Origin of the sequence: Paramylibacter ulvae (assembly GCF_014652655.1) — a bacterium.
Taxonomy (GTDB): Bacteria; Pseudomonadota; Alphaproteobacteria; order Rhodobacterales; family Rhodobacteraceae; genus Amylibacter; species Amylibacter ulvae.
In genome coordinates this window covers 71162-82878 of sequence record NZ_BMZF01000008.1, presented here as the reverse complement: position 1 = coordinate 82878, position 11717 = coordinate 71162, and the positions used below count along the sequence as shown (strand labels likewise).

Annotated in this window: 11 protein-coding genes; 9 read left to right on the top strand and 2 right to left on the bottom strand. The window is 48.4% G+C overall.

The window, feature by feature from the left end; all coding sequences use genetic code 11:
• The first annotated feature begins 99 nt into the window (after positions 1-99).
• The 5 genes from IE094_RS12905 (at position 100) to IE094_RS12885 (ending at position 4583) form a co-directional block, all read left to right on the top strand.
• Positions 100-1104, top strand: a complete 1005-nt coding sequence (locus tag IE094_RS12905) for a DctP family TRAP transporter solute-binding subunit (RefSeq protein ID WP_189641122.1) — start codon at positions 100-102, stop codon at positions 1102-1104.
• 65 nt (positions 1105-1169) lie between these two features.
• Positions 1170-1844: a TRAP transporter small permease gene (locus tag IE094_RS12900; RefSeq protein WP_189641121.1), complete on the top strand. Its 675-nt coding sequence runs from the start codon at positions 1170-1172 to the stop codon at positions 1842-1844.
• A 2-nt stretch (positions 1845-1846) separates the two neighbouring features.
• Positions 1847-3241: a TRAP transporter large permease gene (locus IE094_RS12895; protein WP_189641120.1), complete on the top strand. Its 1395-nt coding sequence runs from the start codon at positions 1847-1849 to the stop codon at positions 3239-3241.
• Between the two features lie 24 nt (positions 3242-3265).
• The gene (locus tag IE094_RS12890) at positions 3266-3874 is read left to right on the top strand and encodes a trimeric intracellular cation channel family protein (RefSeq protein ID WP_189641119.1); all 609 of its coding nucleotides are present in this window, start codon (positions 3266-3268) and stop codon (positions 3872-3874) included.
• 10 nt (positions 3875-3884) lie between these two features.
• Positions 3885-4583 carry an alpha/beta fold hydrolase gene (locus IE094_RS12885; protein WP_189641118.1) on the top strand — a complete coding sequence of 233 codons (699 nt, stop codon included), beginning with the start codon at positions 3885-3887 and terminating at the stop codon, positions 4581-4583.
• On the opposite strand, the gene IE094_RS12880 is transcribed toward IE094_RS12885, so the two are convergent.
• A complete protein-coding gene (locus tag IE094_RS12880; RefSeq protein ID WP_189641117.1) occupies positions 4580-5584 on the bottom strand; it encodes a LacI family DNA-binding transcriptional regulator in 1005 nt (334 codons plus the stop codon). The genes IE094_RS12885 and IE094_RS12880 overlap by 4 nt on opposite strands.
• Before the next feature lie 132 nt (positions 5585-5716).
• Here IE094_RS12880 and gap point away from each other — a divergent pair, with 132 nt between their 5' ends.
• Genes gap through eda form a run of 4 tightly spaced genes read left to right on the top strand, consistent with a single transcriptional unit; the run spans position 5717 to position 10691 of the window.
• A complete protein-coding gene (gene gap / locus IE094_RS12875) occupies positions 5717-6718 on the top strand; it encodes a type I glyceraldehyde-3-phosphate dehydrogenase (protein WP_189641116.1) in 1002 nt (333 codons plus the stop codon).
• 12 nt (positions 6719-6730) lie between these two features.
• Positions 6731-8188: a glucose-6-phosphate dehydrogenase gene (gene zwf / locus IE094_RS12870; RefSeq protein ID WP_189641115.1), complete on the top strand. Its 1458-nt coding sequence runs from the start codon at positions 6731-6733 to the stop codon at positions 8186-8188.
• A gap of 29 nt (positions 8189-8217) precedes the next feature.
• Positions 8218-10026 carry a phosphogluconate dehydratase gene (gene edd, locus IE094_RS12865; protein WP_189641114.1) on the top strand — a complete coding sequence of 603 codons (1809 nt, stop codon included), beginning with the start codon at positions 8218-8220 and terminating at the stop codon, positions 10024-10026.
• 11 nt (positions 10027-10037) lie between these two features.
• Positions 10038-10691, top strand: a complete 654-nt coding sequence (eda, locus tag IE094_RS12860; protein WP_189641113.1) for a bifunctional 4-hydroxy-2-oxoglutarate aldolase/2-dehydro-3-deoxy-phosphogluconate aldolase — start codon at positions 10038-10040, stop codon at positions 10689-10691.
• On the opposite strand, the gene IE094_RS12855 is transcribed toward eda, so the two are convergent.
• Positions 10688-11674 (bottom strand): Gfo/Idh/MocA family protein, encoded by a 987-nt coding sequence (locus tag IE094_RS12855; protein ID WP_189641112.1) that lies wholly within the window; start codon positions 11672-11674, stop codon positions 10688-10690. The two genes, eda and IE094_RS12855, sit on opposite strands and share 4 nt — an antisense overlap.
• Between the last annotated feature and the right edge of the window lie 43 nt (positions 11675-11717).

The window sequence follows — 11717 nt, the reverse complement described above, 5'->3', positions numbered from 1 at the left end:
ACGAAAATAATAAATATCAATTTTTTGTTTGCCTAAAGATTTAAACAACACTTTAGTTTTAACCCTACACGGATCATCCGTAAGCTTTGGGAGGCTATTATGAAAACTTTTTTGAAAGCTGCATGTGTTGCAGCGGTTGCTTTGGTTCCAGGTGTTGCATTTGCAGCATGTGACGAAGGCGAAGTGGTAATCAAATTCAGCCACGTAACAAACACAGACAAACACCCAAAAGGGATTGCAGCGTCTTTGTTGGAACAGCGCGTGAACGATGAAATGAATGGCAAAGCCTGTATGGAGGTTTTCCCAAATTCAACATTGTATAACGATGACAAAGTTTTGGAAGCAATGCTACAAGGTGACGTACAACTGGCCGCGCCTTCATTGTCAAAATTTGAAAAATTCACCAAACAATTCCGCATTTTCGACCTGCCATTCATGTTCAAAGACATCACCGCAGTAGAAGCATTCCAAGCCTCCGACGCGGGCCAAGCCATGTTGGACAGCATGCAAAAACGCGGTCTGCAAGGTTTGGGTTACTGGCACAACGGCATGAAGCAAATGTCAGCAAACAAACCATTGTTGGTTCCAACAGATGCAAACGGTTTGAAATTCCGCGTGCAATCATCTGATGTATTGGTTGCCCAAATGGAAGCCATGGGTGCAAGCCCACAGAAAATGGCATTTTCCGAAGTATACGGCGGCTTGCAACAGGGTGTTGTAGATGGCCAAGAAAATACATGGTCAAACATCTATGGTAAAAAATTCTTCGAGGTTCAGGACGGCACAACCGAAACGGATCACGGTATTTTGGATTACCTGTTGGTGACAAATATAGACTGGTTGAATGGTTTGGACGCTGATGTGCGCGATCAATTCCTGACAATCGTTCACGAAGTGACCGAAACACGTAACAAAGAATCCACTGCGGTAAACCAAGCAGCAAAAGAATCTGTTATTGCTGCGGGTGGTGTTGTGCGCGAATTGACAGCAGAACAACGCCAAGCATGGGTTGATGCGATGAAACCCGTTTGGGCGAAATTCGAAGGCGACGTTGGCACAGACAACATTGAAGCCGCGCAAAAAATCAACATGATGTCTAACTAAACATCATATCGCCGCTGTCCCATCGGGGCAGCGGCATTTCTTTATCCAAAATTGGGGAGGCGGCAATGACATTTGCCAAACGCTGGACGGATCGTCTGGAAGAAAACCTAATTGCGTTTTTATTGGGCATGATGACGTTGATGACATTTGCCAATGTTGTCGCCCGTTATGTTTTCAATTCCAATATATTTTACGCGCTCGAGTTGACCGTATTCATGTTCGCTTGGCTGGTATTGCTGGGCGCATCATATGCAGTTAAAAAATCAGCGCATTTGGGTGTGGATGCCATTATCAATATGGCAGGGTCACGCATAAGACGCATTTTGGCGTTGATTTCAGCCGTGGCATGTATCGCCTATGCTTTTTTCTTGTTGAAAGGTGCTTGGGATTATTGGGCGCCGTTTGCAAATCTGTATCCAACCGAAGGGCGCTGGTTCCCACTAGGGTTTGATGAAACCACGCGTGGACGGGGTTGGTATGAAACCCAAGATATCCCCGTGCCGTTTTTTCTAAATTGGTTGTCTGACGTTTTTAACGACGGGGACGCTTATGAAAAATTGCCAAAGGTCGTGCCGTATCTGGTGCTACCGGTGTCCATGGCTTTGTTACTGTTTCGCTTTTTACAAGCGGGATGGGCCGTATGGACGGGTAAAATCGACATGATGATCGTCAGCCACGAGGCCGAAGACGACGTAGAAGAGGCGGCAAAACGCCTTAAAGAACAAGAAGAGGCGATGTAATCATGGAAATCCTTATTCTCTTTGTGATGGTGATCGGCCTGATGTTGATTGGTGTGCCGATTGCGGTATCGCTTGGCCTGTCGTCCATTTTGTTTTTGTTAACCTTTTCGGATAGTTCCACCGCATCCATCGCGCAAACCTTGTTCGAGGCATTCGAGGGCCATTCAACATTGCTCGCCATTCCGTTTTTCATATTGGCATCGTCCTTTATGTCCACGGGTGGTGTTGCCAAACGGATCATCCGTTTTTCAATCGCTCTCGTTGGCCATTTTCGTGGTGGTCTGGCGATTGCATCTGTTCTGGCCTGTATGATTTTCGCTGCCCTTTCGGGTTCATCCCCTGCAACTGTGGTGGCCATTGGTTCCATCGTGATCGCCGCCATGCGCCAAGTGGGTTACACCAAAGAATTCGCCGCTGGCGTTATTTGTAATGCGGGCACGCTTGGCATTTTGATCCCACCATCCATCGTGATGGTGGTTTACGCCGCCGCCGTTGAAGTTTCAGTTGGCCGCATGTTCTTGGCTGGTGTGATCCCTGGATTATTGGCAGGTACAATGTTGATGATCGGCATTTATGTGATGGCGCGCATAAAAAACATGCCATCGGGTGAATGGGCAGGTTGGGGCGAAGTGTTCCAATCCCTACGCGAAGCATTCTGGGGCTTGATGTTGATCGCGATTATCATGATCGGAATTTACGGTATCCCCGGTGTGACATCTGCGATTTTCACCCCGACCGAGGCCGCAGCCGTCGCATCGGTTTATGCATTCATCGTGGCCTGTTTTATCTATCGCGACATGGGGCCATTGGCCGCGCGCGATGGACAAGAACGCCGTAATATTTTTCAGAAACCGCAAAGTTTGATCACTGCGTTCTGGCACGAAGACACACGCAGAACATTGTTTGATGCGGGTCGTTTGGTGGTGACATTGATGTTCGTGATTGCCAATGCGTTGATCCTAAAGCACGTCATCACGGATGAACAAATCCCACAACAAATCACCAGCACCATGTTAGCATATGGATTTGGACCTGTGATGTTCTTAATCGTGGTGAATGTAATTTTGCTGATCGGTGGACAGTTTATGGAACCATCGGGTTTGCTGGTTATCGTCGCACCGTTGGTATTTCCCATCGCGATGGAACTGGGCATTGACCCGATCCATTTGGGTATCATCATGGTTGTGAATATGGAAATCGGAATGATAACGCCCCCCGTTGGTTTGAACCTGTTTGTGACCGCGGGTGTTGCGGGGATGTCAATGATGGGTGTGGTTCGCGCCGCACTGCCATTCTTGGCCATCATGTTCTTGTTCTTGATCATGATCACCTATATCCCGTGGATATCAACCGTATTGCCAAACGCCGTTATGGGGCCAGAGGTGATCAATAACTAACTGACAGGCCGTGGCGCGAAAATTATGTTTGATCTCAATTCAATCATTGTCATTTTGACGATTCCCGCCACGGCAGTCATGGCCGCATCTGCCGCGACACAGGCCGTTCGATTTGATTTTGATCTGTTCGGTGCCACGTTTTTGGCCGTGATCACCGCCGTGGGTGGCGGTACAATTCGCGACATTCTGATTGGGGCTACCCCAGTATTTTGGCTTCGCGATATTACTTACCTTTGCACAGCGGTTCCTGTTGGTATTATCACATACCTTATGGTGGCGCGCATGCAGGGCGGGCAAGGGCAGCGGTTTCGCCTGTTGTCCTATTTCGATGCGGTTGGGCTAGCGCTATTTACTCTCGTTGGTGTCAAAGTTGCGCTCAATGCGGGGATCAATCCCATTATGGCGGCGATCTTGGGTGGGATTACAGGTGTTGGTGGCGGGATGTTGCGCGATGTATTATGCGGTGTCACGCCAACGATTTTGAAATCAGATTTTTACGCGACCTTGTCACTCATTGGTGCCGCACTTTATTTGTTTAGCGTTCCCCATCTGGGCGAAGAAATCAGCCTTGCCAGTGCTTTTGCATTGATTACGGTAGTGCGTATTGCGATTGTTGCACGAAACGCAACCTAAGGATCACAAAATGGATATCGTTTTGGTTCATGGCGCATGGCATGGCGGTTGGTGTTGGCAACGTGTTGCGCCACAACTGCGTGCCGCTGGTCATCGCGTGATTACACCCACCCTTACAGGGTTGGGTGCGCGGCAACATTTGGCGAGCGACAACATTAATGTTGATACGCATGTTACAGATATCATTCAAGAAATCCATTACGCGGAAATGGATAACATCATGCTTGTTGGGCATTCATACGGCGGATTTGTCATCACTGGCGTTGCCGACCAATTGGGCGATCAAATAGCATCCATGATTTATCTTGATGCTTTCGTACCAACGAAGAACGGGCAATCTCCAATTGAATTGGGATCAAAGGTACGCACACAGGACGTTACCGCAGCGACGCACGAAAATTTCACCATTGCGCCAACAGCATTTGCGAAATGGTCAAAGGATGCGAATGACATCGCGTGGTTAAAGAAAATGACCACGCCCCATCCCATTCGCTGTTTCGCAGACGGGATTACATTGTCTGAAAATCCAACTACCGCGCGCAAAATGTATTTATTGTGCAAACAAAATACACCATCTGCATTTCATGGATTTTATGAAATTTACAACGGGCAAGATGGCTGGGATACGGACGTGTTCGATTGTTTGCATGACGCAATGGTAGAACGGCCAGAACTGGTTATTCAAAAAATTCTGGAATTCGCGAATTAGAGGCTGTCGCCCAATTGTACCTGTGGCGATAATTCAACGATCTTGGGGCCTGCGTAACCATCAGGCGCATTGCATTCCAAAATCATTTCTGCCGCTTTTTGCCCAATTTCGAACCGCATGGAATTGGTTGTGGCAAGGCGTTGCGGCAGACCATGCGCAAGTGTCAGATCGTTGAACCCTGCCAGGGATAATTGATCCGGAATTGAAATATTGTTTTCCCAACAATGCATGAACGCACCCACAGCGGTAACATCTGTTGAACAATATATGCAATCCAATGCAGGGCTGCGTTCCAACAAAGCCTTGGTGAATTCTTTGCCCTTTTGCACTGACGACCCAGAACGATAAAGTTCTTGATCCATCAAGCTGATATTGTTTTCAGCCAAACATGTCACGAATCCATTCAACCGCTTTTCTGCGCGAAAATCGGATTCCATTTTGGTGCCGATAAAGCCGATATTTTTGTGACCACGTTCAACAATGGTTTGCGCCATTTGATATCCCGCTTTGTAATGTGAAATACCTACGCACATATCAATGGCATCGCCATCAACATCCATGATTTCCACAATCGGCGTTTTGGTGTTTTCCAAAATTTTGCGTGCAGTATCGTTATGTTCTAATCCTGCAACAATCAAACCACTGGGGCGCCAAGACAACATTTCGCTGATCACTTCTTGTTCGGATTTTAAATCATAATTGGATAATCCAAACACAGGACGTAATTTTGTTGGGGCGAGCGCGGACGAAATACCGTCCAGCACTTCCGAAAAAACATAGCTTTTGACGGATGGGATGACGACACCCACCAAGTCAACCTTGTTCGATGCCAAAGCACCCGCAATTTTATTACGCACATAGCCGAGTTCAGCCGCAGCCGCTTCTACCCGTTCACGGGTTTTTTGGGATACATCCGCTGCATTGCGCAGCGCACGTGACGCGGTCATTTCGCTGACACCAGCAGCGGCAGCAATGTCTTTGAGTGTAAGTTTGTGTGTCATCGCGCAAACATTATCAGTTTTGTCATCTTTGTCACCAGCGAAGATAAAGGTTGATTTTGAATTGGTTTCGTTTTATTTCCAAAACCGTTAGCGCTAACGGCTTTGTGCCTTTAAAATATGGTGGATAGAAAAATGACAGTGAAAATTGCTATAAATGGTTTTGGTCGTATTGGACGATCAGTACTGCGTTCAGCCTTTGAATCAGGTATGAAAGACATGCAAATCGTTGCGATCAACGATCTGTCGCCAAATGAAACAATGGCGCATTTGTTGCGTTTTGATTCTGTACACGGTCGTTTTGGTTTCGACGTCGAAGTCGTTGATGGCGGCATCAAGGTTGATGGTCAGTTCATTCGCGTGACCGAAATTCGCAACCCTGCCGAATTGCCATGGGGTGATGTGGATATCGCCATGGAATGTACGGGCATTTTCACCGCGCGTGACAAGGCCGCTGAAATTCTGAAAACGGGTGCAAAACGCGTATTGATTTCCGCACCTGGTAAAGACGCCGACAAAACCATCGTATTTGGTGTGAACGACGACACATTGACCGCAGACGATGTGATTGTTTCAAACGCGTCTTGTACGACCAACTGTTTGGCACCTATCGCCAAGGTTTTGAACGATCTTTGCGGTATTAAAACCGGTTATATGACAACTGTTCACGCATTCACTGGCGATCAACCAACCCATGACACAGATCACAAGGATCTTTATCGTGCACGCGCCGCCAGCGTTTCCATGATCCCAACATCAACGGGTGCTGCCAAGGCAATTTCATTGGTGTTGCCAGAACTTGCAGGAAAATTGGAAGGTAGCGCCATTCGCGTGCCAACACCAAATGTATCACTGGTTGATTTGGCTTTCGTTCCAAATAATGACGTCACCGCCGAACAAATCGATGCGGCAATGAAAGCAGCGTCAGAGGGTTCGATGAAAGGCATTCTTTCATACGAAACGCAGCCCAAGGTTTCGATCGACTACAACACAACAACGACTTCATCCAACTATGCCGCACCGCAAACATCCGTGACTGCTGATGGTTTGGTGCGTGTGGTGTCTTGGTATGACAACGAATGGGGTTTTTCCAACCGCATGATCGACACGGCGCGTGCCATGTCGAAATTGCTGTAGGGGGCAACGGGAATGGTTTCCTCCATCATCCCTGTTGATCCCTTTGATCTGGTGATTTTTGGTGCGACGGGTGATCTGGCGCGTCGTAAAATCCTGCCTGCTTTGTTTCGCCGTGTTATGGCGGGGCAGGCGCCGATGGGTTCGCGCATCATTGGTGCGTCGCGCAGTGATCTCGATGACAGCGCGTTTCAAAAGCTAACCAAAGAAGCCATTCAAGAATTTGTTCCTAAATCGGATTACAAATCCGCGGATCTGGACGGGTTTTTGGCGATGTTATCGTATAAAACCATTGACGCATTTTCGGATGCAGGGTGGGATGAATTAGCGACATCGCTGAAAGATCACGCAAACCCTGTGCGTGCGTTTTACCTGTCGGTGAGCCCATCATTAATCACACCGACCACGCAACATATGAAAGCGTTTGATCTGATCACGCCAGAAACGCGCGTGGTTGTCGAAAAACCATTGGGCACCGATTTGGCAAGCGCGAAGGCGTTGAATGAAACGCTGCGCGATGCGTTCGACGAAAGCCAAATTTATCGCATTGATCATTATCTGGGCAAAGAAACCGTACAAAACCTAATGGCGCTGCGCTTTGCAAATATATTTTTGGAACCGCTGTGGAACGCAAAATATGTGGACCACGTGCAAATCACGGTTGCGGAATCTGTCACCGTTGAGGGGCGAGGTGAATATTACGATACATCCGGTGCGATGCGTGACATGATCCAAAACCATCTGATGCAATTGCTGTGTCTGGTGGCAATGGAACCTCCCGCACATTTCGAAGCGGATTCTGTTCGCAACGAAAAGCTCAAGGTTATTCACGCGCTGGCACCTGTTGATATGCGCGATACCGTTCGCGCCCAATATCGTGCATCGGATAAAACGGGTTCATATCTTGATCATGTCAACGATCCACAGTCGCGCACTGAAAGCTATGTCGCGATAAAAACCGAAGTGTCAAATTGGCGTTGGGCAGGTGTGCCGTTTTACTTGCGCACAGGTAAGGCGTTGAAAAAACGCGTGTCAGAAATCACGTTGATTTTCAAACAAGTGCCGCATTCAATCTTCCCTGATCTGGCAGATGATTACCAAAACAAATTGGTTATTCGCCTGCAACCAGAAGAGGGGATAACATTGCACATGACGGTCAAGGAACCAGGCCCTGGCGGAATGCGTTTGACCGAAGTACCGCTTGATATGAGCTTTGCCGAAATTATCCCCGATAATGTGGCGATTGATGCATATGAGCGCCTGATCATGGATGCCATTCGTGGCAACCAAACCCTGTTTATGCGCGGTGACGAGGTTGAGGCCGCGTGGGGCTGGACCGATCATATCATTGAACAATGGAACGCAAGTTCAAGCAAACCCGTCGCCTATGACCAAGGCAGCACAGGCCCTGAAGATGCAATTGCATTGATGGCGCGTGATAATCGCCGTTGGCAGCGGCTGGACGCGGTTTAATCCGAGAAACAAAGGAATAAGGACCCAAAATGGCACTGAATTCTGTACTCGCAAAAGTTACCGATCGTATCGTAAAACGATCTGAAACAACCCGTCGCGCCTATCTTGAGCGGATGGAAAACATGCGCAAAGACGGCCCGCAACGCGCGCATCTGTCCTGCGGCAACCAAGCCCATGCATACGCACCAATGGGCGATGATAAAGCCGCATTGGCCGAAGGAACAAATGGTAACCTTGGGATCATTACAGCGTATAACGATATGCTATCGGCGCATCAGCCATTCCAATTTTACCCCGATATTATCAAAGAAACCGCACGTGCGGCGGGTGGCACCGCTCAGGTGGCAGCAGGTGTTCCTGCGATGTGTGATGGAATTACACAGGGCCAAACGGGCATGGAATTGTCGCTGTTTTCACGCGATGCAATTGCCATGTCTACGGGCATTGGCCTGTCGCATAACGTATTCGATTCAACTGTTTATCTGGGTGTTTGCGATAAAATCGTACCAGGATTGGTGATCGCGGCGGCCACGTTTGGGCATTTGCCAGCGGTATTCTTGCCTGCAGGTCCAATGACCACGGGCATGTCAAACGATGACAAAACCAAAGTGCGCAAAGATTTTGCCGAGGGCAAAGTTGATCGCGCCGCATTGATGAAGGCCGAAATGGCCAGCTATCATGGGCCGGGAACGTGTACATTTTATGGCACTGCTAACACCAATCAGATGTTGATGGAATTTATGGGGCTTCATCTGCCTGGTTCCAGTTTCGTTAATCCAAACACGCCGCTTCGCGATGCATTGACCAAGGCGGGCACACGCCAAGCCATGTCAATCAGCGCACTTGGCAATCAATATACCCCCGTTTCACAGGTGTTGGACGAACGCGCTTATGTAAACGGGATTATAGGATTGATGGCCACGGGTGGTTCAACCAATCTGTTGATTCATCTGCTGGCGATGGCGCGTGCATCTGGCATCATTCTTGATTGGTCAGATTTCGCAGAAATTTCGCACACAATCCCATTATTGACCCGCGTTTATCCAAACGGGTTGGCGGATGTGAATCATTTCCACGCTGCGGGTGGTTTGGGCTTGGTCATGTCCGAGTTGTTAAATAGTGGATTGTTACATGACGATACAACAACCATCATGGGCAAGGGATTAGAGGAATACACCAAAGATCCCAAATTGATTAATGATGAATTGATCTGGGCCGATGGCATCAAAACCTCGCTTAATGATAAGATCGTCGCGTCGATGGAAAAACCGTTCCAAGCAACGGGTGGCCTCTCGGATATTAAGGGCAACCTTGGCAGTGGCGTGATGAAAGTATCCGCCGTTTCCGAAGATCGCCGCCAGATCACCGCACCTGTGCGCGTGTTTCATGATCAGCACTCTGTACTGAACGCGTTTCGCAACAACGAATTCACCAGTGATTTGATCGTGGTCGTGCGCTACCAAGGGCCAAAGGCTAACGGCATGCCAGAGCTGCACGGATTAACGCCATGTCTGACAGTTCTACAAGATCGTGGAATTAAGGTCGCGTTGGTATCCGATGGGCGTATGTCTGGTGCATCTGGCAAAGTGCCCGCCGCAATTCACGTCAGCCCAGAGGCAATAGATAACGGTCCACTGGCCTATCTTAACGATGGCGATATCGTGACGGTGGATGCAGTCAATGGCACGCTTGATGCCCAAGACACCGACATATTTAAGCGCGAAATCAGTCACCCCGATTTATCGGATAATAATGCTGGATTGGGACGCGAACTGTTTGATATATTCCGTAAAAATGTTGGCCCTGCGCAAACGGGTGCCACAATCTTCAATTTCTAAAGGACATCCCAATGGCACGTATTTCCGCACAAGACGCAAGCAAACGCACGGTTGAGATTTGCGAACTGGCTCCTGTGGTTCCTGTTCTGATCGTCGAAGACATCACAACCGCCGCCGATCTGGGCAATGCGCTGATCGCGGGTGGATTACCTGTGTTAGAGGTCACATTGCGCAGCGAGTGCGCACTTGATGCAATCAAGGCAATGTCCGAATTAGACTGCGGTGTTGTTGGCGCTGGCACATTGATCACACCCCAAGATGTGAAAAATGCGGTTGCCGCGGGCGCAAAATTTGGCGTATCCCCGGGCGCCACCGATATCCTTATTGATGCTTGCGAAGCAGAAGGCTTGCCATTATTGGCAGGTGCCGCATCCGCAACAGAAGCAATGCGGTTGTTGGAACGTGGTTACACCATGCAAAAGTTTTTCCCTGCAGAGGCCGCAGGGGGCGCACCGTTATTAAAATCCCTTGCGTCACCATTGCCCCAAATTTCATTTTGCCCAACTGGTGGCGTATCATTAAGCAATGCGCAAACCTATCTTGATTTGCCAAATGTACGCTGTGTTGGTGGATCATGGGTTGCCCCAAGTGATGCGATCAAAGCAAAAGATTGGGCCAAGGTGCAAGAACTGGCATCAGCCGCGGCAACAAAATTGCACGCTTAAACCGTTTCCCAGTCCCCTGATTTACCCGCGCGATAAATCGCGTCAATGAATGCTTGGTTTTTACGGCTGTTTTCCAGCGTGAAATGAGGCAGGGTGCGATCATGCACGGCATTCACGAATGCTTCTACTTCGGTGACGTATTGGCGAACGGCAGAAAATTTGAAACTGGTTTCGGAATCTGTTGCGTTATCAAACACATTGACCCGCGCCAAATCATATAGCCCCGCATTAAACGGTGCCTGCAAATGAATGCGCCCCTTGTCACCGTGAAATGTCATTTCTTGGCGCATCGCCAGTTGCGTTGACACATAAAATGACATGGAAAAATCAGGAAACTCCGCCGTTACATTTGCAAAAGTATCTGTACCGAATTCTTTTGAAAAATCAATTTCTGCGCGCAATCGCACAGGTTCTTGTTCCGTTACAAATCGCGTGGTCACAGTTGGATAAACACCAATATCGGGCAGGGCACCGCCACCCAAGTTTGCGACATTGCGCATGTTGTTTGGGTCAATGTTGAAATATGAAAACGCCCCTTGAACATGGCGCAGTTTACCAATTGCACCATCGTTCAATAATGCGCGTACTTTTAGCCATTGTGGATGGTATGTCACCATGAATGCTTCGGAAACCAATACACCAGATTGATCACGGGCTTGGATAATATCATCAATTTCTTTGGCATTTAGCACGATCGGTTTTTCACACAAAACATGTTTACCTGCACGCGCTGCTTTGATGGCCCATTCGCTGTGTTGTGATGTGGGCAATGGAATATACACACCATCAATATCTGAACTGGCAATCAGATCGTCATAATTTTCAAACACAGTGGGAATTGCAAAACGCGATGCGATTTCTTGTGCACGATCAACCGAACGGCTGGCAATGCCAGCAACAATTCCATTTGTCGATTCTTGCATGGCAGGAATCAAATGTTCCCGTGCGATTTTTGCGGTTGATAACACGCCCCAACGAAACATTTTATGATCCTCCCAACAGTATAAATGCAAATCTAACGCTTTT

Bases quoted from the DNA above. Each gene is read 5' to 3' on its own strand.
- IE094_RS12885 (WP_189641118.1), top strand. From the start codon at position 3,885: ATGGATATCGTTTTGGTTCATGGCGCATGGCATGGCGGTTGGTGTTGG.
- IE094_RS12855 (WP_189641112.1), bottom strand. From the start codon at position 11,674: ATGTTTCGTTGGGGCGTGTTATCAACCGCAAAAATCGCACGGGAACAT.
- zwf (WP_189641115.1), top strand. From the start codon at position 6,731: ATGGTTTCCTCCATCATCCCTGTTGATCCCTTTGATCTGGTGATTTTT.
- IE094_RS12895 (WP_189641120.1), top strand. From the start codon at position 1,847: ATGGAAATCCTTATTCTCTTTGTGATGGTGATCGGCCTGATGTTGATT.
- gap (WP_189641116.1), top strand. From the start codon at position 5,717: ATGACAGTGAAAATTGCTATAAATGGTTTTGGTCGTATTGGACGATCA.
- IE094_RS12905 (WP_189641122.1), top strand. From the start codon at position 100: ATGAAAACTTTTTTGAAAGCTGCATGTGTTGCAGCGGTTGCTTTGGTT.
- IE094_RS12880 (WP_189641117.1), bottom strand. From the start codon at position 5,584: ATGACACACAAACTTACACTCAAAGACATTGCTGCCGCTGCTGGTGTC.
- edd (WP_189641114.1), top strand. From the start codon at position 8,218: ATGGCACTGAATTCTGTACTCGCAAAAGTTACCGATCGTATCGTAAAA.
- IE094_RS12890 (WP_189641119.1), top strand. From the start codon at position 3,266: ATGTTTGATCTCAATTCAATCATTGTCATTTTGACGATTCCCGCCACG.
- IE094_RS12900 (WP_189641121.1), top strand. From the start codon at position 1,170: ATGACATTTGCCAAACGCTGGACGGATCGTCTGGAAGAAAACCTAATT.
- eda (WP_189641113.1), top strand. From the start codon at position 10,038: ATGGCACGTATTTCCGCACAAGACGCAAGCAAACGCACGGTTGAGATT.